At 62.0% G+C, this 21,789-nt stretch carries 19 protein-coding genes; 7 read left to right on the forward strand and 12 right to left on the reverse strand.

Annotated features, from left to right (window positions below; all coding sequences use genetic code 11):
- Window positions 1–233 precede the first annotated feature (233 nt).
- Window positions 234–1,559, forward strand: coding sequence for an MFS transporter (locus SLW75_RS23875; RefSeq protein ID WP_410935619.1), 1,326 nt, complete (start codon window positions 234–236; stop codon window positions 1,557–1,559).
- Window positions 1,560–1,918: 359 nt separating this feature from the next.
- The gene (locus tag SLW75_RS23880; RefSeq protein WP_065993016.1) at window positions 1,919–3,430 is read left to right on the forward strand and encodes a diguanylate cyclase; all 1,512 of its coding nucleotides are present in this window, start codon (window positions 1,919–1,921) and stop codon (window positions 3,428–3,430) included.
- Here the strand turns inward: SLW75_RS23880 and SLW75_RS23885 are convergent.
- The 3 genes from SLW75_RS23885 to SLW75_RS23895 form a co-directional block, all read right to left on the reverse strand.
- Window positions 3,408–4,190: a DeoR/GlpR family DNA-binding transcription regulator gene (locus SLW75_RS23885; RefSeq protein ID WP_192133764.1), complete on the reverse strand. Its 783-nt coding sequence runs from the start codon at window positions 4,188–4,190 to the stop codon at window positions 3,408–3,410. The two genes, SLW75_RS23880 and SLW75_RS23885, sit on opposite strands and share 23 nt — an antisense overlap.
- A gap of 67 nt (window positions 4,191–4,257) precedes the next feature.
- Entirely contained in the window at window positions 4,258–4,821 is a 564-nt protein-coding gene (locus SLW75_RS23890; protein ID WP_410935620.1) for a GNAT family N-acetyltransferase, read from the reverse strand.
- Between the two features lie 30 nt (window positions 4,822–4,851).
- Window positions 4,852–6,129, reverse strand: a complete 1,278-nt coding sequence (locus SLW75_RS23895; protein ID WP_410935621.1) for a serine/threonine transporter — start codon at window positions 6,127–6,129, stop codon at window positions 4,852–4,854.
- A gap of 357 nt (window positions 6,130–6,486) precedes the next feature.
- Between SLW75_RS23895 and SLW75_RS23900 the strand changes: the two genes are divergently transcribed.
- Window positions 6,487–6,936, forward strand: a complete 450-nt coding sequence (locus SLW75_RS23900; RefSeq protein WP_410935622.1) for an SgcJ/EcaC family oxidoreductase — start codon at window positions 6,487–6,489, stop codon at window positions 6,934–6,936.
- 71 nt (window positions 6,937–7,007) lie between these two features.
- On the opposite strand, the gene SLW75_RS23905 is transcribed toward SLW75_RS23900, so the two are convergent.
- Both SLW75_RS23905 and SLW75_RS23910 read right to left on the reverse strand, forming a co-directional pair.
- A complete protein-coding gene (locus tag SLW75_RS23905) occupies window positions 7,008–8,342 on the reverse strand; it encodes an ATP-binding protein (RefSeq protein WP_410935623.1) in 1,335 nt (444 codons plus the stop codon).
- Window positions 8,339–9,022 carry a response regulator gene (locus SLW75_RS23910; RefSeq protein WP_065993005.1) on the reverse strand — a complete coding sequence of 228 codons (684 nt, stop codon included), beginning with the start codon at window positions 9,020–9,022 and terminating at the stop codon, window positions 8,339–8,341. The genes SLW75_RS23905 and SLW75_RS23910 overlap by 4 nt, the downstream gene beginning before the upstream one ends.
- Before the next feature lie 153 nt (window positions 9,023–9,175).
- Between SLW75_RS23910 and dsbD the strand changes: the two genes are divergently transcribed.
- The 4 genes from dsbD to SLW75_RS23930 all read left to right on the forward strand — a co-directional run bounded on the left by dsbD (window position 9,176) and on the right by SLW75_RS23930 (window position 13,315).
- Window positions 9,176–10,963, forward strand: a complete 1,788-nt coding sequence (gene dsbD, locus SLW75_RS23915; RefSeq protein WP_410935624.1) for a protein-disulfide reductase DsbD — start codon at window positions 9,176–9,178, stop codon at window positions 10,961–10,963.
- Window positions 10,963–11,838, forward strand: coding sequence for a prolipoprotein diacylglyceryl transferase family protein (locus SLW75_RS23920; RefSeq protein ID WP_410935625.1), 876 nt, complete (start codon window positions 10,963–10,965; stop codon window positions 11,836–11,838). Before dsbD ends, SLW75_RS23920 begins: the two co-directional genes overlap by 1 nt.
- Window positions 11,835–12,602 (forward strand): thiol:disulfide interchange protein DsbG, encoded by a 768-nt coding sequence (gene dsbG / locus SLW75_RS23925; RefSeq protein WP_410935626.1) that lies wholly within the window; start codon window positions 11,835–11,837, stop codon window positions 12,600–12,602. The genes SLW75_RS23920 and dsbG overlap by 4 nt, the downstream gene beginning before the upstream one ends.
- 149 nt (window positions 12,603–12,751) lie before the next feature.
- Entirely contained in the window at window positions 12,752–13,315 is a 564-nt protein-coding gene (locus tag SLW75_RS23930) for a TetR/AcrR family transcriptional regulator (protein WP_369318650.1), read from the forward strand.
- Between the two features lie 57 nt (window positions 13,316–13,372).
- On the opposite strand, the gene fabF is transcribed toward SLW75_RS23930, so the two are convergent.
- The 7 genes from fabF to SLW75_RS23965 all read right to left on the reverse strand — a co-directional run bounded on the left by fabF (window position 13,373) and on the right by SLW75_RS23965 (window position 21,771).
- A complete protein-coding gene (gene fabF, locus SLW75_RS23935; protein WP_410935627.1) occupies window positions 13,373–14,647 on the reverse strand; it encodes a beta-ketoacyl-ACP synthase II in 1,275 nt (424 codons plus the stop codon).
- A 40-nt stretch (window positions 14,648–14,687) separates the two neighbouring features.
- Entirely contained in the window at window positions 14,688–15,491 is an 804-nt protein-coding gene (locus tag SLW75_RS23940; RefSeq protein WP_410935628.1) for an SDR family NAD(P)-dependent oxidoreductase, read from the reverse strand.
- Between the two features lie 167 nt (window positions 15,492–15,658).
- Window positions 15,659–15,991: a ComEA family DNA-binding protein gene (locus SLW75_RS23945; protein WP_296313596.1), complete on the reverse strand. Its 333-nt coding sequence runs from the start codon at window positions 15,989–15,991 to the stop codon at window positions 15,659–15,661.
- A 197-nt stretch (window positions 15,992–16,188) separates the two neighbouring features.
- On the reverse strand, window positions 16,189–18,183 hold the full coding sequence (locus tag SLW75_RS23950; RefSeq protein WP_065992994.1) for a polysaccharide biosynthesis protein: 1,995 nt from the start codon (window positions 18,181–18,183) through the stop codon (window positions 16,189–16,191).
- 109 nt (window positions 18,184–18,292) lie between these two features.
- Complete coding sequence (locus SLW75_RS23955) at window positions 18,293–19,309, reverse strand: MraY family glycosyltransferase (protein WP_410935629.1); 1,017 nt, start codon at window positions 19,307–19,309, stop codon at window positions 18,293–18,295.
- Window positions 19,306–20,274: a UDP-glucose 4-epimerase family protein gene (locus SLW75_RS23960; protein ID WP_410935676.1), complete on the reverse strand. Its 969-nt coding sequence runs from the start codon at window positions 20,272–20,274 to the stop codon at window positions 19,306–19,308. The genes SLW75_RS23955 and SLW75_RS23960 overlap by 4 nt, the downstream gene beginning before the upstream one ends.
- 123 nt (window positions 20,275–20,397) lie before the next feature.
- Entirely contained in the window at window positions 20,398–21,771 is a 1,374-nt protein-coding gene (locus SLW75_RS23965) for a phosphomannomutase/phosphoglucomutase (RefSeq protein ID WP_065992989.1), read from the reverse strand.
- Window positions 21,772–21,789 lie beyond the last annotated feature (18 nt).

Raw genomic sequence — 21,789 nt, forward strand, 5'->3', positions numbered from 1 at the left:
CCGGCTGAAGCCGGTCCCACAGGGGAAATGCGTCGCCTGCTGCACCGCGTTTTCCTGGTAGGACCTGCCTTAGCCGGGAAGCTGTCTGGCTGTCAGTGGGACCGGCTTTAGCCGGGAAGCTTTTCCAGCGTCACACCGCAACATGGATGGTGCCCAAACCGGCCCCTTCCCGGCTGAAGCCGGTCCTACACGAACGAAGCCGTTAAGCCCCACAACAATAAAAAAGGTGCGCAATGAAATCCCTAAAGACCTACCAGACGATCACCATCGTCTTCCTGATGCTGTTCGGGATCGTCAATTATCTGGACCGCAGCGCGCTGTCCATCGCCAACACGACGATCCAGAAAGACATGCTCATCAGCCCTTCCGAGATGGGCATTCTGTTGTCGGCGTTCTCGCTGGCTTATGCCTTTGCGCAGTTGCCGATGGGCATGATCATCGACAAGCTCGGCAGCAAGATCGCCTTGGGCGGCGCGCTGATGGTGTGGTCCCTCGCGCAGACGGCATCGGGCTTCGTCAACAGCTTCAGCGGCTTCTTCGCCCTGCGCGTACTGCTGGGGATCGGCGAAGCACCGATGTTTCCGTCAGCCGCCAAAACCCTCAACGAGTGGTTCGAGGAGCACGAGCGCGGCACCCCGACGGGCATCGTCTGGTCGGCGACCTGCATCGGGCCGTGCCTGGCGCCGCCGCTGCTGACGCTGTTCATGGTCAACTTCAGCTGGCGCGGGATGTTCATCATCACCGGCGTGCTCGGCATCGTCCTGTCGCTGTGCTGGCTGGTGTTCTACAAAAGCCGCGCGCAGTACCTGAAGGAGCTGGCGGCTGAGGGCCGTGAACCGGCCGTTCAGGTGGTTCAGGCCGATGCTGCGCCAAAGGCTTCGTTCTTCGCCGGCTGGCTGGACCTGTTCAAGCACCGCAGCACCTGGGGCACGTTCCTCGGTTTCATGGGCGTCATCTACATGCTCTGGTTGCACCTGACCTGGCTGCCCGGCTACTTCCAGCGCGAACACGGCCTTGACCCCTATCAAACCGCCTGGGTGGTGTCGTTCGCCTATGTATTCGGCGCGATTGGCACCATCGCCGCCGGACGCATCTGCGATCGGCTGGTCAGGCGCGGCGTCGGTGTGCTCAACAGCCGCAAATACACAGTGATCGGCGGGCTGGTGTTCGCTGCGGTCTTCACCCTGCCATTGACCTTCGTTACCGGCCTGAGCGGTTGCGTCGCCCTGCTCTGCCTGGCGCTGTTCGGCATCAACCTGTCCAGCGCCACGGCGTGGATGGTGGTCAACACCGTAGTCGACACCAAACGCGTGGCGTCACTGGGTTCTATCCAGAATTTCGGCGGCTACATCGCAGGCTCCATCGCGCCGATCGTCACCGGGTTCAGCGTGCAATATTCCGGCACCTTCGCCACGGCCTTTGCGGTCAGCGCCATCGTGGCGTTGCTCTCGGCGGTCGCCTACTTTGTGCTGCTCAAGGCGCCGATACCCGAACACACCAACGCGGCGCAGAAGGACTGGCAGGCGAATCTGGATGAGGTGCAAGGGCGTCGGGTTTGATCGGTGCTCCTTCAGCGGATTCCCGGGACCTCGCACCCGGTCCCAGGAATGCTGCAGTAGCCCGCCGAACGCAACGCCGGTGTCAACATCAGCCAAACTCGCACACGGCTCTATAACCACGTCACGCCCACACCGCAGCACATCTCCCGCAGATGATTTATACGCCACAAATTTCCCTTCAAAATCCCGCACTTGTCCTACGCTGTGATTCAGACGGGTCGCTGTTGCGATGCTGCGTGTCCGAACGAGTGGATTGTTCGTCACAGTGGCGGGTCTGAAATCGTGACAGTCAGCGAGGGTGGGGTTTGAGACAGGTAGAAGGATCGGAGTTCGGCGTCAGAAACCGACGACTCAAACGCATGCCCGTATTGTGGCTGGCGGGGCTGTTTACCTTGTTGGTGTGCATCTCCATCACGAGCATCACCGTCTGGCAATTGCGACAGACGCGCATTCACGAGCTGGAGATCGCCAACACCAACGTCGCCAACCTTTCGCGCTCGATGGCGCAGCACGCCGATGACGCCTTCGATCAGGCGCACATCGCAGTGTCCGCGGTGGTCGAGCGGCTTTCATTCGACGGTTTCGGCGCCGCCAGCGGTTCGCGGATGCACGATTATCTGCGCGCCACTGCCGCCAGCGTCGAACAGCTCCAGGGCCTGTTCATCTACGACAAGGACGGCAACTGGGCGGCCACCTCCCTCAACCACATGCCGGCCAGCGCCAACAATGCCGACCGTGAGTATTTTCGGTTCCATCAATCCATCGCCAGCAGCCTGCCCCACGTCGGTCCCGCCATTCAGAGCCGCACCACGGGTGACTGGATCATCCCGGTGTCGCGACGGGTGGACGATGAAATGGGCAACTTCGCCGGTGTGGTGCTGGCCACCGTCGAACTGAATTACTTCGAACGGTTCTTCGAGCGCTTCGACATCGGCAAGCATGGCGTCATCACACTGACCATGGCCGACGGGACCGTGTTGGCACGACGTCCGCTCATTCAAAACGTGCGCGGTACCTCCATTGGCGACGGCGAATTGTTCCGCCTTTACGTCCGCGAACACTACGAAGGCACGGCGAACGTCGTCTCGATGCTCGACCACGAACAGCGCCTGTACGGCTACAAGAAACTGGACCGCTACCCGATGGTGGTGCTCGCCGGTCTGTCCCAGCGCGAAGTGCTCGACGAGTGGCGGCAATACGCCTGGCGCTCGCTGGCGATCATCATCTGCGTGGTGGTCGCCAACCTGCTGTTTGGCGTGTTGCTGTTCCAGCAGATCCGTTTCGGCCTCAACGCCGAATCACAGCTGCGCATTGCCAGCCACTCGCTGGAAAAGCTCGCGCTGCAGGACAGCCTGACCGGCCTGGCCAATCGTCGGCATTTTCAGGAGATTCTCGGTCTGGAGTTTCTCAACGGGCAGCCGAACTTGCATCCGCTGAGCCTGATCATGATCGACATCGATTTTTTCAAGAGCTACAACGACAACTACGGACACGTCGCGGGCGACAAATGCATCGTTGCCGTGGCCGAGTGCATTCGCAGCAACATCAATCGCACCGGCGACCTGGCGGTGCGTTACGGCGGGGAAGAAATGGCCGTTTTCCTGCCCTACAGCGATATGCAGGGCGCGGTGAGCCTGGCGGAGAAAATCCGGCTGGCCGTGCTCACTCGAGCCCTGGAACACCACGGCAACCCGATCGGCATCGTTAGCATCAGTCTGGGGGTGTATGGCTGTAAAGCGCAGGAATGCGAGACCCTGGAAGACTTCGTCAAACGGGCGGATGCGGCGCTGTACGCCGCCAAACACCAAGGTCGCAATCGCACTGTGGCCTGGCAGGAGACGAAGCTGCTCAGTGCGCTGCCCGCGCCGTAACCATCTGCGCGACCTTGCCGCGAAACAGCTCCAGACGGTCGGCCGGCGCGTCGTATTCAACCACCAGCGCGCCCACCTCCTCACACTGCGCGACCTGGTAATGCGCAATGCTGGAGAGCTTCTCGTTAATCACCGCCACCGCCACCTGACCGCTGCGCGCCACCACGGCGCGCTTGAACTCGGCGACGTCCATGTCGAACGCGGTCACGCCTTTCAGCGCGTCCAGCGCACAGGCGCCGAGAAAGCACAGATCGAAATTGAAGTGGGCCAGTTGCTGAATGGTGGTGAAGCCGTAGGTGCTACCGGCGACGGGACTCAAGCGCCCGCCCAGCAAAATCACCTCCACCGACGGCAGCTTCATCAGCTCGACGGCGATCAGCGGCGCGTTCGTGGTGACGGTCAACGGCATGTGAGGATCAAGGGCTTTGGCGATGGCCAGATTGGTCGAGCCGCCGTCGATAAACACGTGCTGCCCGGCGCTGATCAATCCCGCCGCCGCGATACCCAACTGACGCTTGCGCCCGGGCTCATGCTCGACACGCATGGCCAGCGGCCCGTCCGACGCCAACGAAATCGCCCCTCCGTACACGCGTTTGCACAATCCGGCAGCCGCCAGCGCGCCCAGATCACGACGAATGGAATGCTCGGACACATTGAATTCGGCCGCCAGGTCCGCGGCGATCACCCGACCGTGCACGGCCAGACGCTCGGAGATCAAACGCTGGCGCTCGCCGGGAAATGCTTCAGGGTTGGCAGACATGAGGCCTCGGTAAAGGGCTGAATCGATCAGAAACGAGCAGGATCATGCGGTGCACTCGAGCGCCGTGTCAAACCTCGGCTGTGCCGCGTTCCACGGGCCCGAGCGATTTGCAGAACAGAATATTTCGATGGGTTTCAGCTTGCAGGTGATGCACCGTCGACCCGAGGTTTTCATAGCTCTGACGAGGGTAGAAGAGCAAGGCACGGGAATTACCCACCCACACGGTTGCCCATAGCTTGGAAGCGCCTCGGGTCGATGCTTCAATTTCGGCTCGGCGGAGCAACTGCCAACCCACGCCACGCCCGGCAAAGGGCTCCTGCACGTAAAGGCGCTTCAGCTCGGCGGCGTGCTGATCGCCGACCAGGGAGTGATCGGTTTGCAGTGAGACCTGAGCAAAGCCGACCAAGTGCTGATTGGATTCCGCCAACAGGAACACGGTGTCCGGCCGCGCGAGAAGCGCGGCGATGGTTTCGGGCGCAAAAGATGCAAGCGCCTCGCGAGCGATGGCGTCGCGAACGCCCTCGGTTGCATAGGTGTCCATGAACACTTGCAGGCCCAACACCGCGATGGTCAGGACATCCGATTGCGTGGCAGGCCGAAGGCTCAAATCGCGGTGGTTGCTGTGGGTCATATTCGCCGCCTCCTTGATTGCAATTGTTGATCACTGCAACAACGAATAAACCAATGCCGAAATCGAGATCAACCCGATCACCACCACAAATACGTTCGACAGTTTGCCCGCATACCGGCGCATGGCCGGCACTTTGCGCACGGCGTACATCGGCATGAGGAACAGCAGTGCGGCAATGACCGGGCCGCCGAGGGTTTCGATCATCCCCAGAATGCTTGGGTTGAGCGTCGCCACCAGCCAGCAGACCACCAGCATGAAGCCTGCGGTCAGGCGATCGAGCAGACGTGGCGAAGGACGGCGGCCGGTCTTCATTACCAGACCTTTGAGGCCTTCACTCGCGCCGATGTAGTGGCCCAGAAACGACTTGGTGATCGCGACGAAAGCAATCAGCGGCGCGGCAAACGCGATGGTCGGGTTGCTGAAGTGGTTGGCCAGATAAGACAGGATCGACAGGTTTTGCGCCTTGGCTTCCGCCAGTTGCTCGGGGGCCAGGGTCAGCACGCAGCTGAAGACGAAGAACAGCACCATGACCACCATCAGCAGGTGGGCGCGGGCCAGGATTTGCGAGCTGCGCGGTTCGGCCTGCTCGCCGTATTGACGCTTCTGGTCGACGGCAAATGCGGAAATGATGGGCGAATGGTTGAACGAGAAGACCATCACCGGAATCGCCAGCCACAGGGTGTGCAGCAACGACGAGGGTGCCGGAAAGCTGCTGGCCGTGGTGAGAATGCCGCCGTTCCAGTGGGGAATCAGAAACACCGCGAGGAACAGCAAAGCCACGATAAACGGGTACACCATCAGGCTCATGGCCTTGACGATGATCTGCTCACCGCAACGCACCACCGCCAGCAAGCCAAGGATCAGCACAAACGCCAGCAGCGCCCGGGGCGGCGGCTGCACATGGAGTTGGTGCTCCATGAAACTGCCCACGGTGTTGGTCAGCGCCACGCTGTAGATCAGCAGGATCGGAAACACGGCGAAGAAATACAGCAGCGTGATCAAGGCACCGGCTTTCCTGCCGAAATGCTGCTCGACCACTTGGGTGATGTCCGCGCCATCGCGCCCCGACAGCACGAAACGGGTCAGCCCGCGGTGCGCGTAGAAAGTCATCGGAAAGGCCAGCACGGCCAGAATTACCAGCGGCCAGAACCCGCCGATACCTGCGTTGATCGGCAGAAACAACGTGCCTGCGCCGATGGCGGTGCCGAACAGCCCGAGCATCCAGGTGGTGTCGTTGCGGTTCCAGGTCGTTACGCTCGCGGGGGCGGCGTCGACGGTGTGTTCGACGCTGTTGGCCTGATCATTCATCCGGTCGATTCTCCGTTGCCGGTGATAGCTACATGGTCAAAAGCGCGTCGAAAAACGTGGCAGTCGGCGCCCCTGACCGGTTCTCTACAGGGAAAGGGGCGCGATTGTCCGGGATTGGAGAGCAGAATCAAAGGCTTGTCGGACCAAAAGCGTGCGGAACCGGAGGATGAAAGTTTCAAACCGGCTTAACTTCCGGCGCAAATCAGTAACTCTTCTTACTTATAAAAGCGGAAACTTCCCACGCCGGATATACACAAATTAGTTCGCGAAACGAATTGTAAATCCACGGCAGTACACGTTTACGTCCTCCTGCACTAGGCTCTCGATCTACATTCAACCGCCCATGGAAGGCAACTCATGTTCAAGACTTTCGCTGTTATCACATTACTCACTGCCAGCTCGTTCGCCAGTGCAAACACTACCTCCGATCAATGCGCAACACTTGACAAGCAGCAGGCCGCAATGCTGTTCGACCGCTGGAATAACGCCCTGAAAACCGGCGATTCGAGCAAGGTGGCGGCGAACTACACCGCCGATGCCGTGCTGCTGCCCACCCTCTCCAACCAGCCCAGAACAGACCTTGCGGGCAAATTTGATTACTTCAATCACTTCCTTAAAAACAAACCGGTGGGCACTGTCGACAGCAGCACTGTGATGACAAGTTGCAATACCGCAATCGACACAGGCCTTTACACCTTTCGTTTTAACGACCACTCAAGCGTCAAAGCGCGTTACACCTTCACTTATGCACACGTGGATAACCAGTGGCTGATTACATCCCACCATTCCTCAGCCATGCCCGAGTAACGCACATTCAGTAAACAGCCGGCCTGACGTCCAACGCCAGGCCGACTCACATTTCAGACCCTTCCCACACATCACTCGCCTGCGACGTCGCGCCGCAACGGCATGCTCAGCTCCACCCGCAAACCGTCCTGACGGCTGTCAAAGCGCAGCGAACACGCACAGCGTTGAACGATGGCCTGGACAATCGCCAGGCCCAGGCCAGCGCCGGGGCTTTTGCCGTTGCGCCAGAAGCGCTGGGTGAGCTTGTCCAGGTCCGGTTCGGGAATCCCCGGGCCATGGTCGCGAACGCGGAAATGCGCCTGCCCGTCGAAGGTTTCAACACTCAGTTCCACCTGCGCCGCGGCCTGGCTGTGGCGCAGCGCGTTGTCCAGCAGATTGCGCAGCGCGGCCACCGCCAGCGCCGCCGGCATCTGTACGGCGGCGCTGGACAACTGCGACGGCAGTATCAGGTCGATGCGCTGCTCGTCGCCGTGACTGGCGTCGTGAATGGCCAGCCGAGCGACCTGTTCGGCGTCGCACTGCACACCGTCATCAAACGACAGGCTGCCCTCGACCCGCGCCAACAGCAGCAGCTGTTCGAGGGTGCGGTGCATGCGATCGGCGCCCTCCTCCGCATGGGCCAGCGCTTTATCGCGTTTTTCGCCCTCGGTCATGCGCGCCACTTGCAGATGGGTTTTGATGGCAGTAAGCGGGCTGCGCAGTTCATGGGCGGCGTCGCCGGTCAGCCGACGCTCGCGCTCAAGGGTCTGGGCAATGCGCTGAAACAGCTGGTTCTGGCTGACCAGCAGCGGCTGCAACTCGCTGGGCAGGTTGGGCACGTCCAGCGGCTCGACCGAGTCGGCGCTGTGCCGATTCAAGGCATCGCGCATGCGGTTGAGCGGCGCCAGCCCCCGGCCGATGCCGAACCAGACCAGCGCCAGGCTGCCGAACAGCGCGACGAGCACCGGCACAGACGCCGCCAGCAGCACCGAGTGCCCCAGCACGTCGCGCTCGATCTGCCGGTCGGCGGTGCTCACCCGTACATTGCCATGCATCATCGTGTACACGCGCCAATGGTCGCCGTTGATCATCTGGTCATGGAAGCCGCTGGCGTCGGCCTTCAGCGGTTCGCTCGGCGAGCTGTCGGTGCGCGCCAGCACCTGCCCGCGCAGGGAGCTCAACTGACACGCCATGCCGTTGGGCAACGCCAGATCGTCGGCCCGCAGCGAGCGGGTGTCGCTGCCGGTGGGCATCTGCATCTGCTCGAGCAGCCCGGCGACCATGCGCGCCGAGGCCTCAAGGCGTTGATCGAGGGACTGCATCATCTGCGTGCGCAAGTCGCGCAGCATCCACGCCGCCGCCAGCACCCAGATCAGAATGAACGCCGAGCCCAGAATCAGACTTAGCCGCGTGCGCAGGCTCATCATGGCGTGGGCTCCGAATCATGGCCGGCCGGGCCGAGGCGATAACCGAGCCCGCGGACGGTTTCGATAATGCGGCCGCCCAGCTTGCGCCGCAGGTGATGGATATGAACATTGAGGGCGTTGCTCTCGACCTCGTCGCCGAAGCCGTACACGCAGTCCTTCAACTGTTCGCCCGAAAGCACGCGACCGCTGTTGTTGAGCAACGCTTGCAGCAGGGCCTGTTCCCGGCGGGACAGATCGACCGGCTGACCGGCAAGGCGGGTTTCCCGGCTGCTCGGGTCATAGCTGAGCACGCCATGTTCGATCACATTGACGCTGCGCCCGGCCATGCGTCGCACCAGGGTGTGCAGGCGCGCGCTGAGTTCACGCAGGTCGAAGGGCTTGAGCAGGTAATCGTCCGCGCCGGCCTGCAAGCCGTCGACACGGTCGGTGACGGTATCGCGAGCGGTAAGAATCAGCACCGGGATTTCCACGCCCTGCTGGCGAATCTGGCGCAACAGCTTCAGGCCATCTTCATCGGGCAGGCCGAGGTCGAGGATCATCACGTCGAAATGTGCGGCCGACAGCATCGCCCGCGCCGATGAGGCCGTGGCCACGCGGTCCACTGTCAGGCCCTGGGCATCGAGGCCTGCGACGATGCCGCTGGCAATCAGGTCGTCGTCTTCACAAAGCAGTACGTGCATGGTCGGCCCCGAAAAAAAGGCGATTGAAGCGCAGAGGGATTAACGGCGGATTATGCACGAGCCGCCGCAGACACGACGCGCCGCACAGCGTTAATCGACTGTTAATCGCCACTGCGCAGGCTGCGCCCCATTCATAAGGATTGGAAGGTGAGCATGCGTAGGTTGTGGTTGATGATTCTGATGCTGATCCCGTTACTGGCGCAGGCAGTGCCGGGCGGGGATCCCTTCCCGGCGAAATCCGGTCCTTCACTCTTCAGCGAGAAGCCTGATTTTCTATCGGCGAAGGACGCCTTCATTTTTACCTCGGAGCGACTGGCGTCCGGGCAAACCCGCCTGTACTGGCAGATTGCGGACGGTTATTACCTGTATCAGCAACGGCTCAAGTTCGACGGACTGAGCCAGGAACAGCAGCCCGGCCTGCCGACCGGCGAGGACCATCACGACGAGTATTTCGGCCAGCAGCAGGTCTATCGGCAGGCCCTTGAACTGACAATCCCGGCCTCGGCCAACGGTCAGATCAAAGTGAGCTGGCAGGGCTGCGCCGATGCCGGGTTGTGCTATCCACCGCAAAGCCAGCTCGTTGATGTGGGCAGCGGCAACGCGCAACCGGCCAGCACTGAAAAAGGCAACAACGTCGGCAATCAGGCAGAGGACGAGGCACTGGCGAGTGGCCTGGCGCAGCGTTCACTGGCCCTGAGCCTGCTGGCGTTTTTCGGGTTGGGTCTGCTGCTGGCGTTCACGCCGTGTTCACTGCCGATGCTGCCGATCCTGGCCGGCGTGGTGGTCGGCAGCGGCGCAAGACCCGCCCGGGGCTTAGCGCTGGCCAGCGTTTACGTGCTGAGCATGGCGATGATCTACGCCGGGCTGGGCGTGGTCGCCGCGCTGCTGGGCAGCAACCTGCAATCGACCCTGCAACAGCCGTGGCTGCTGGGCAGTTTCGCGGTGCTGTTTGTGGTGCTGGCGCTGCCGATGTTCGGCTTCTTCGAGCTGCAGTTGCCGGGCTTCCTGCGCGACCGTCTGGACAAGGCCGGGCGTCAGCGCCACGGCGGCAGTCTGTTGGGCGCCTCTGCGCTCGGCGCGCTGTCGGGGCTGATGATCGGCCCGTGCATGACCGCCCCACTGGCCGGCGCGCTGCTGTATATCGCCCAGAGCGGCAATGCGCTGCACGGCGCGCTGGTGTTGTTCGTCATGGGCGTGGGCATGGGCCTGCCACTGTTGCTGCTGGTCACGCTCGGCACGCGCTTTCTGCCAAAACCGGGCGCCTGGATGAATGTAGTCAAAGGCCTCTTCGGCTTCCTGTTGCTGGGCACCGCGCTGATCATGATTCGGCCGTTGCTCGCCGAGGTACTGTGGTTGGGGTTGTTCGGTGCATTGCTGATCATCTTTGCCTACAGCGCCATCGTGCAGACCCGGCCGTTGCAACGCGCCTCACACCTCTGCGCACCCGCCGGTCTGCTCGTGGGCCTGTGGGGCATGATGATGGTAATCGGCGCGGCGGCGGGCGGCGACGACCCCTGGCAACCGCTCAAGGTCTACAGCGGGTCGAAATCATCCACCCCAAGCGCGGCCCATGACGCGTTCACCACGATCAAGGAACCGCAGGCCCTGGACCGCGAACTCGCCGCTGCAGCAGCCGCTGGGCAGTGGGTGCTGGTCGACTATTACGCTGACTGGTGCGTGTCCTGCAAAATCATGGAAAAGACCGTGTTCGCCAAAGCTGAAACCCTGCAGGCCTTGAACGGCGTGCGCCTGCTGCGCCTTGATGTCACGGCCGACAACGACGCCAGCCGGGCGCTGCTTGATCGTTTCAACGTGCCGGGCCCGCCGACGCTGGTGTGGATCGCACCGGACGGCAGCGAACGACGCGACCGGCGTATCACCGGAGAAGTGGGCCTCGACGGGTTTTTGCAGCACTGGCAAACCACCCGGGGGCGCGACTGATGCTGAGTTTTTCCGTGGGGCCGTTCGCCCTGTCGCTTAATCATTTGCTGCTGCTTGTTGCCTTGGCGCTGGCCACTTTGGTCGGCTGGATCAGTGGCCGCAAGCAGCGAATAAACCCGGAACGCGCCGTCTTCGGCCTGTTTATGTTCGGACTGCTGGTGGCGCGTCTGGCGTTCGTCGCGCGCTACTGGGCGCAGTATGAAAGCGACCTGCTGCGCATCGTTGATGTCCGCGACGGCGGCTTCAGTGCCTGGCCCGGAGTTCTGGCGGTTGTGGTCGGCGCCGCTGTCATCGCGTGGCGCCGACCATTGCAGCGCAGGCCACTGGGATGGGGCGTCGCCAGCGGGTTGCTGTTCTGGTGGCTGAGTAGTCTGGCCATTGAAAGCCTGCGTCGGGATGTCCCGCTGCCGGATCTGACGCTGCGCAACGGCGCCGGCGAGTCCGTGCAGCTGCGCGATTACACAGGCCGCAAACTGGTGATCAACCTGTGGGCGACGTGGTGCCCGCCGTGCCGCCGGGAAATGCCCGTGCTGCAAGCCGCGCAGCAGGCCAATCCCGACGTCGTATTTCTGTTCGTCAATCAGGGAGAAAGCCCCCGTGAAGTGGCGACGTTTCTCAGCAGCCAGGGTCTGCAACTGGGCAACGTGCTGTTCGATGACAGCGGCGAACTGGGTCGCCGTGCCGGTTCAGCCGCCCTGCCCACCACGCTGTTTTACGGGATGAACGGCCGTCAACTGGACGGGCATCTGGGCGAACTGTCCAGCGCCAGCCTCACCCATTACCTGAACGGCCTCAGCCAGCCGCCGAGCGCTTCTTCACCGACGTCTTCACAGCCTTCGTCACCCCCTTCTTCGCAACAGAGGACCACCCCATGAACATCTTGCGCCCTGCGCTCATCGCTATCGCCGTTTCGCTCAGCCTGCCAGGCGCGCTGGCCCACGCCGAAGAACTGCCCGCCCCGGTCAAGGCGCTTGAAGCCAAGGGCGCGACCATCAAAGGCAGCTTCGACGCGCCGGCAGGACTGAAGGGCTACGCCGCCGAGTACCAGAATCAGGGCATGGCGCTGTACCTGACCCCGGACGGCAAGCATGTGCTGGCCGGCAATCTGTTCAATGAAAAGGGCGAGGACCTGAGCACCGCGCCCCTGCAGAAGCTGGTCTATGGGCCGATGGCCGAGGCGATGTGGGGCCGCTTGGAAAACAGCACCTGGATCGCCGACGGCGCCAAGACTGCGCCGAAAATCATCTACCTGTTCAGCGACGCCAACTGCCCGTACTGCAACCTGTTCTGGGAGCAGGCCCGGCCTTGGGTGAAGTCCGGCAAAGTGCAACTGCGCCACATCATGGTGGGCGTGATCCGCGAGGACAGCGCCGCCAAAGCCGCGAGCCTGCTGGCCGACGCGAACCCGGAACTGGCCCTGCAGAACCACGAGCAGGCGGGCAAAGCCAGCACGCTCAAGGCCATGCAGAACATCCCCAAAGACATCCAGGCCAAGCTCGACGCCAACATGAAACTGATGGAAGACATGGGCCTGTCCGCCACGCCGTCGATTTTCTACAAGGACGAGGCCGGGCACCTTCAGCAGCAACAAGGCGCACCCCGGCCTGAGGCGCTGGCGAAAATGATGGGGCCAAAATAGCCGGATATCCGCTGTCGTAAGCGGGTGGTGGTGGACGGGGCGCTCTGACCGGTGGCAGCTCGTGTTTCAACGCGGGTACTGCACCGGCCTGTCATCCGTGTAAAAATGTCGACCACCATTTCAAGAGCCACACTCGGGAGGCTCGCTCCATGCGTTACGCCGAAGATCACAAAGCCCAGACCCACCAGCGCATCCTTCAGGAAGCCGCCGCGCGCTTTCGCCGTGACGGCATCGGCGCCACCGGTTTGCAGCCGTTGATGAAAGCATTGGGTCTGACCCACGGTGGTTTTTATGCCCACTTCAAATCCAAGGACGACCTGGTCGAGAAATCCCTGCGCTGCGCCGTCGACCAAATGCTCGCCTCAGTCGCCGAGAAACTGGCCGAAGACAACTCGACCCAGACGTTCATCGACTTGTACCTGTCGACCGCCCATCGCGATCACCCGGAAAAGGGCTGCCCATTGCCGACCATGGCGTCCGAACTGGGCCAGCGCGGGCAACCGAGCGAGATCACCGACGAGTTGATCCACCGCATGCTCGCAACCCTTGATGCAGGCATGCCGGCCGATGGGCAGAGCAGCGACAAGAGCGTCATGCTGATGTCCGGGCTGGTGGGGGCGATGGTGCTGGCGCGCAGCGCAAAGGATCCGGCGCTGGCCGAGCGGATTCTGGAAACCACCCGCGATCAGCTCAAGCAACTGATCGAGGGCTGAGGCTCACTTTCCTGCCCTTTCTCGGCAGGAAAGCGTTACGTTTGTTTCACTGATGCCTCAGGGATGCCAGCGACGGAACAGCACGCTGGCGTTCACGCCCCCGAAGCCAAAACCGTTGGACAGTGCGTACTCGATGTTCATCGGGCGCGCCTTGCCGTGGACGATGTCGATGCCCGCTGCCGCTTCGTCGGGGTTCTCCAGATTGAGGGTCATCGGCGCGATCTGATCGCGGATCGCCAACGCCGTGAAGATCGCCTCGATTCCGCCTGCTGCGCCGAGCAGGTGCCCGGTGGCGGACTTGGTCGACGTCACGGCAACGCCATTTTGGTCACCAAACACCGTTTTGATCGCCGCCATTTCGCCCTTGTCGCCCACCGGGGTGGACGTGGCGTGGGCGTTGACGTGCTGGACGTCGGCCGGTTGGATGCCCGCCTGACGGATCGCTGCCTGCATCGCTCGACGCGCGCCACTGCCATCCTCCGGCCCTGCAGTCAGATGATAAGCGTCCGCGCTGGTGCCGTAGCCGACCAGCTCGACGATGGGCGTTGCACCGCGGGCAAGTGCGTGCTCCAGGGTTTCGATAACGATGATCCCCGCGCCTTCGCCCATGACGAAGCCGTCGCGGTCACGGTCGAAGGGCCGCGAAGCGCGCGCAGGCGTTTCGTTGAAGCCATGGGAGAGCGCACGGGCGGCCGCAAAACCGCCTAGGGCGACGCGGTCGATACAGGCTTCGGCGCCACCGCAGATGGCCACGTCCGCCTCCCCGTTGCGAATCAGCCGCGCGGCATCGCCGATCGCCTGGACACCCGCCGCACATGCCGTCACCGGGGCGCCCAGCGGACCTTTGAAACCGTGCTGGATCGACACATGCCCGGCTGCCAGATTGACCAGAAACGACGGAATGGTGAACGGCGACAAGCGCCGCGGCCCGCGGCTGTCCGTAATGCGCACGGCCTCGGCGATGGCGCCGAATCCACCGACGCCGGCGCCGATGATGGTCGCGGTGCGTTCGCGCTCCTCTTCGGTGGACGGCACCCAGCCCGCCTGCTTGACCGCCTGTTGCGCAGCGCCCAGGGCGAACAAGATGAAGCGGTCCATCTTCTTCTGCTCTTTGGGCGGCGCCGCAGCGTCAGCATCGAACCCGGCTTCAGGGTCTTGCTCCAGTGTCGGCACCGGGCCGCCGACTTTTCCCGGCAAATCAGCCACCGTCCCCTCAGGCAACTGCACAATGCCGGAGCGGCCTTCGAGCAACCGCTTCCATACCGCTTCGACGCCGGAGCCCAATGGCGTTACCAGCCCCATACCCGTCACTACGATGCGACGCTCACTCATGGGTTCACCTTCTCCTCGTTTTTGGCAGTGGCCGGCACCCTTACGCGCCAGCCGTTTTGTAACGCTGCGCCGCGTGCTGCAGCGACAGATTCGGGCCCAGCGCCAGGCGTGCCTGGGTGAACGCCTGCCAGTGCGCGGCATCGGGCAGCGACGGAATGGTCACCCGCTCCTGCTGATCAAACCCGGCCAACGCGGCGTCGACCATTTCGTTGACGTCCATGACCATTTCCGGCGGGAAGGCGTTGATGTCCATGCCCGCGCGCTCCCAGATTTCAGTGCGTGTGGCACCGGGCATCACCGCCTGAACCTGCACGCCCCGTTCGTTCATCTCGGCGGCCAGCGACTGGGTCAGGCTCAACACATAGGCCTTGCTGGCCGTGTACACCGCGTTGAAGCGCTCCGGCAGCATGGGCACAACGGAAGCGATATTGATGATCGCCCCGGTGCCGCGCGCCGCGAAACCGGCCGCTGCCGCTGATGCCAGATGGGTCAGCGCCACGATATTGAGTTGAATCAGACGGTCCACTTCCCCCAGATCCGATTCGGCAAGGGGCGTACTCAGTGCAACCCCGGCGTTGTTCACCAGCAAAGTGACCGATGCGTCCGAGCGCAAACGCTGCTCGAGAACGCTGACGTCGGCGGGCTGGGTCAGGTCGGCTTTCACCACCTCAACGTGGATCGAATGCTTGGCGCGCAGATCGGTCGCCAGTGCTTCCAGCCGCGCCTGGTCACGGGCCACCAGCACCAGATCAAATCCGCGCCGTGCCAGCCGGTCCGCGTAAGTGAAGCCAATGCCCGACGAGGCGCCGGTGATGACAGCTTTGCCTTGAGTCTGAGTAGTCATGAACGTTCTCCGTGGGAAGGTAAGCGTAGCGGCGGAGAGATATTACATCCGTAATTTAAAAAATAATATGTCAGTCGACATTTTTCATGTAGTGCATGATTGGCCAGCCCTGGTTTATCGCAGGCATAAAAAAGACCGATCAGTGATCGGCCTTTGCTCACAGGGTTTTAGTTGATCGACAGCTTGTCGCGGTTCTTGTCCAGCAGCGCTTTGCCGATGCCCTTCACTTCGAGCAACTCGTCCACCGCCGTGAAGCCGCCGTGTTCTTCACGGTAAGCGACGATGGCGTTGGCCTTCGCGGCGCCAATGCCGGACAGCTCTTTCTGAAGGGTTTCCGCACTCGCGCTGTTGAGATTGACCTTGGCGTCCTGCATGCCCGCCGGCGCGGACATGGCAGGTTTGCTGGCGTCCGGCGGGGTGGCGGCAGGGGCGGCAGTCACGGCGAGGGACGTACTCGCCAGCAGTGCGAAGATCAGAGAGGACAGGTAAGAAGTACGCATGAGTCATGCTCCATCGGCATCGTAAGTGGAAGCAGCATTCCTGAGCTGCTTCCCAAACCTAGCCGATGGCGGCAGTGCGTCAACGCAGGGATCGGTGACCGGATATGTCCTGTCTCGCAGGCTCCGTGCACAGCGGCCTGGCGCCCGTTTCAGCGATCATTTGGCTGCGTAAGAAAAGGTTTCCGGTGTGCGTGTACTCAGGGTTCCCGACGACGCTGCTGATGAATCCAGTCGACGATATCGCCCTCGGGCGCATAGCCACTGACGGTGTCCCCGAGGATCTGCCGCACGCGGGTGTAATCATCGTCGTCCAACGCCTTGAGCAGCTGCGAAAGGCTTTGCTTGAAGACGTCCCACGTGAGGAAATCTTCCTGGGCGCTCATGATCATCGGGTGGCGAGTCGCTGCCACGTTGTTGCCGATCAGCAGCTCCTCATAGAGCTTCTCGCCAGGCCGCAGTCCGGTGAACTCGATGGCAATGTCGCCCTGGGGGTTGTGTTCCGAGCGGATGCTCAGGCCCGACAGATGCACCATCTTCTCGGCCAGCTCGATGATGCGCACCGGCTCGCCCATGTCGAGCACGAACACGTCGCCGCCCTGCCCCATGGAACCGGCCTGGATCACCAACTGCGCCGCTTCCGGAATGGTCATGAAGTAGCGGGTGATTTTCGGGTGCGTGACCGTCAGCGGCCCACCGGATTTGATCTGCTGATGGAACAGCGGGATCACCGAGCCGGACGACCCCAGCACATTGCCGAATCGCACCATGATGAATCGGGTCTTGTTGACCTGATGCACATTGGAGCGGTCGCCGAACATCACCGGCGCGGTTTCCCGGCTCAGTGCCTGCAACGTCAGCTCGGCCAGGCGCTTGGTGCTGCCCATCACATTGGTCGGGCGCACGGCCTTGTCGGTGGAGATCAACACGAAGTTCGCCACGCCGGCCTGCAGCGCGGCTTGGGCCGCATTCAGCGTACCGACCACGTTGTTGAGCACACCCTCGGCGATGTTGTGCTCGACCATCGGCACATGCTTGTAGGCCGCCGCGTGGTAGACCGTGTTGACCTGCCAGGTCTTCATCACGTCCAGCAACTTGGCGTGATTGCGAATCGAGCCCAGGATCGGCAGCAACTTGACCTTGAGCGACTCGCGGGCCACCCTCCGCTCCAGTTCGGTGAGGATTGTGTACAGGTTGAATTCGCTGTGATCAAGCAGCAGCAGCGTGGTCGGCTTCAGCAGCAGGATCTGCCGGCACAGCTCCGAGCCGATCGAGCCCCCTGCCCCGGTCACCAGCACGCACTGGTTCTTGATGCAGTGTTCGAGCAGTTCTTCCTGGGCAGGTACGGCGTCGCGGCCGAGCAGGTCGGCGATGTCGACTTCCTGCAGATCGTCGACCTTCACCCGGCCGGCGGCCAGATCAGAGAAATTCGGCACGCTGCGAACATGCAGCGGGAAGCCTTCGAGGAAGCCGAGAATTTCCCGGCGGCGCGCACGGGCTGACGACGGAATCGCCAGCAGGATTTCCTGGGCGCCGGTCACATCGATCATCTGCTGAATGTGCTTGGGCTTGTAGACCTGCAGCCCGGAAATGACCCGGTTGGAGATCGAGTCGTCGTCATCGATAAACGCCACGGGGCGCATCGACCGGCCCATGCGCAAGGCGGCAACCAGTTGATTACCTGCCGCGCCGGCGCCGTAAATGGCCACTTTGGGCAGGCCATCGTCACGGGTCGCGAACGGCACATGGCGAGCGGCAGAGAACCAGTCGCCGAGGAAGTACTGACGCATGGCCAGCCGCAGGCCACCGATCATCACCAGGCTCAGCCACCAGTAATTGAACATCACCGATCGTGGCACAACGTGCTGGTGGTTGCTGTAGAGGTAGACCACGACCCCGAGAATCAGGGCCGAAAGACTGACGGCTTTGATGATCGCGATCAGCGCGTCGTTGCCGAAATAACGCATGACCGCGCGGTACATGCCGAACCTAATGAACAGCGGGATGGCCACCACGGGGGCGCTTGCGAACAGCCAGGTATGGATTTCCAGGGGATTGATGAGCTCGTCGATGCCCAGGCGAACGACGAACGCCATCCACAACGCGAACCAGATCAGACAGACGTCTGCGGCGACCTGCATGATCCGCTTGTGCCGGCGAGGCAGCGCCAGCAGCGAAGTGCGAATTTTCTCCATTGTCCCCTCAAGCACGCGTTCAAACTCCTTTCAGTCGACCCTTGCACCGGCCATTGATTCCTGTCCCGCAAGGGAATCGGATCAACAGCATCAGCGCCAATGTCCACGCTCAGCTTTTTTCAAGCGCCCCTGCCTTGAAGATGACTGCCAGGGCGAGCAATGGAGCGTAAGCAATGATCACGCCGAGTGCCCCGTCCAGCCCGAAACGGGTGACACCTACAGCGACCGGCAACAGCCAGCACAGATTGATTACACCGACTGCGGACGTCACGGGAAGGTGCTTGCCAAAACGGCGCGAGGCGAATTGATAAGCGTGACTTCTGTGCGCCTCATAGACCTTGTCGCCCCGAATGAGCCGACGGATGAGGGTTACGGTAGCGTCTACGATGAAAACCCCGAGGAGGATAAGCCATACCCACAAGAACTGCGAGGAAATCCACGCGCCCTGCAGCGACAGACAACCGAGCATGATGCCGAGAAACCCGCTGCCGGCGTCGCCCATGAAGATCTTTGCCGGGGGGAAATTCCAGGCCAGAAAGCCCGCCACTGCGCACGCCAGCAGGACCGGCAGCCACACCAGCGTGGCGACACCGCTGAGGGCGTAGATGATCGCCGCACCGACGCAGACGCAGATCGCCTCGACGCTGGCAATGCCGTCGATGCCGTCCATGAAGTTGTACAGATTAAGCAGCCAGACCAGGTAGAACGCCGCCAGCACGTTGACGATCACGCCCGGGGCGAGGGTCATGCCGAACACGCTGATCGGCGGAAGACCTCCCAGCCAGAACAACGCCCACGCCGCGGCGAAGAAATGCCCCAACAAGCGCCATCGCGCCGCGATGTGGCCGTGATCGTCGAGAAACCCCAGCGCCGCGATCATCGCGCCCGCGCCGAACATGGCCAGGAACGGATCGCGCCCTATCAGCCCTGCACAAAGCATCCAGACCAGTGCCACCAGGTAGCTGATGACAATCGCCACACCGCCGCCCCGAGGCGTCGGGATCGTATGAGAGCTTCTACCGTTGGGAATATCGAGCAGGCTCTTGTGCAATGCATATCGTCGCAATACATGCGTCAGCGCAAACGACAACACCCCAACAGCAACCGCGACCCACCAATAATTCATGCTCGATCCGTAACCAGAAAATGCTCGACGGTCTTTTTCAGGCCGTCCTCTACCGACACCGGGGGCTGCCACTGCAACCGTTCGCGATTTTTGCTGATGTCCACCCGCAGCGAACCCAGCACCCGCTCGGCCGCCGATGTGCGACCCAACAGTGAGGCGCCGAGCATGATAAGGGATTCGGGGACGGGGATAAGCCAACCCGATGCCCCAATGTGCGATTTGAGGCGGGCGGCCAGTTCGGTGGTCGACAGGTCCCGGCCGTCGCTGACCAGAAAGACCTGGTTCGCGGCGGCAGGATGATCGATGCAGACGCGGATCAGGTCGATCAAATTGTCCAGCGAGACCAGGCTGCGCGCATTGTTCACCGAACCGAGCGGCAACGGCACACCTTTGCGCAGGGTGCGCATCAGCTGCAGGAAGTTCGCCTTGACGCCGGGCCCATACACCAGCACTGGACGGATGATCACCACCTCCATCGCAGAGGTCTTTGCCAGCGCCAGAAGGCCCTGTTCTGCTTCGTGCTTGGAGATGGCGTAGGGATCGCTCGGATTGGGCGCGTCGTCCGGACGAAAGCATTGGCCCCGCGCAGTGGACTCGCCGTTGACCTTGATCGTGCTGATAAAGATGAAGCGCCGGACACCGGCTGCGGCGGCCTGCTCAGCGAGGTTCAGCGTGCCGAGGGTGTTGACCTCCCGGTACAGCGAAAGGGGGTCAGCCGCGGTGTCGTGCATGACATGCACCCGCGCTGCAGCATGAACGACCGTATCGACGTCGTGCAGCACTGCTTGCCATGGGGTGTCGGCAGTCAGCCCGGCAACAGTGGCCGTCGTGACGTTTGCAGAAGAATGGGGCATCGCCCGTCGGCTCACCGCAACAATGTGCGTGTCAGGCAGGTGTGCAAGGTGGTCAACCAGCGCTGTTCCCAAAAATCCCGAACTGCCTGTTACCAGGATTTTTCTGGTCATATCCGATCCATGCACATAAGAATTCGTCGTCAATCATGACGGCCGCTGCGGGGCAGCGGCGCCATTGTAGACGATTGGCTCGCGGCCCTGCCATTCAGTCAGCAGGACCGCGTGCCAAGTGCATCACTTGCCGTTGATCAACGCTTCGATCTCTTTCACCTTGGCTTCGACCAGGGCTGGATCACGACGGCTTTCGACGTTCAGACGCAGCAACGGCTCGGTGTTCGAACCGCGCAGGTTGAAACGCCACTCAGCGAACTCAAGGCTGATGCCGTCGGTTCTGTCGATGTTCGAGCAGGACGGCGTGTAGTGCTCCAGGATCTTGGCGATGATGGATTTGACGTCGTCGACTTTGTAGTTGATCTCGCCGCTGCACGGGTAGGCCGCCATGCGCTCATCGACCAGCTGCGAGAACTTCTTGCCGGACACCGACATCAGTGCAGCGACCAGCAGCCACGGGATCATGCCGCTGTCGCAATAGGCGAAATCGCGGAAGTAGTGGTGCGCACTCATTTCGCCGCCATACACGGCGTCTTCAAGACGCATGCGCTCCTTGATAAAGGCGTGGCCGGTTTTGCACAGCACCGGCGTGCCGCCCGCCTGCTCGACCTGATCAATGGTGTTCCAGGTCAGGCGCGGGTCGTGAATGATTTTCGAGCCCGGGTGTTGCTTGAGTAGCATTTCTGCCAGCAGGCCCACCAGGTAGTAGCCCTCGACGAAACGGCCCTGCTCGTCAAAGAAGAAGCAACGGTCGAAATCGCCGTCCCAGGCCAGACCCAGGTCGCAACCGTGCTTGAGCAGCGCGTCGCGGGTGATGCTGCGGTTTTCCGGCAGCAGCGGGTTCGGTACGCCATTAGGGAAGTTGCCATCCGGCTCAGCGTTGATGATGACCCACTCGAACGGCAGCTGGGAGCGGATCGCCTCCAGTGCAGGACCGACCGCGCCATTGCCCGGATCAGCGAGGATCTTCAGTGGACGAAGATCGGCGTCTTTGACGTAGGTCAGCAGGTGCTGAATGTAGGCCGTTTTGTCCGGCTTGGACTGAACGCTGCCGTGCTGGGCGGCAACCTGACCGAAATCGCCCGCATCGACACGCTGGCGAATGGCATCAAGGCCGGTGTCACCGCTGATAGGACGAGACGACTTTTGCACCAGCTTCATGCCGTTATAACCCTTCGGGTTATGACTGGCCGTGACCATCACGCCGCCGTCTGCTTCGTAGTGGCTGGTGGCGAAATAGACTTCTTCGGTGCCGCACAGGCCGATGTCGATGACATCCGCGCCGGCTTCCTGGATGCCTTTGATCAACGCTTGAGCCAAGGCCGGGCTTTCAAGACGCATGTCTCGGCCCACGACGATATTTTTGGCACCCAGTTCGACAACCATGGACCGCCCGATGCGGTACGCGATGTCATCGTCAAGGTCATTAGGCACCTGACCACGGATGTCGTAGGCCTTGAAGCAGCGAGTCTGAAGAGCGGGATAGTCGGAATTCATGTGTAAAAACCTATGCGA

It is taken from the genome of Pseudomonas sp. W5-01, from assembly GCF_046540435.1.
Taxonomy (GTDB): Bacteria; Pseudomonadota; Gammaproteobacteria; order Pseudomonadales; family Pseudomonadaceae; genus Aquipseudomonas; species Aquipseudomonas graminis_B.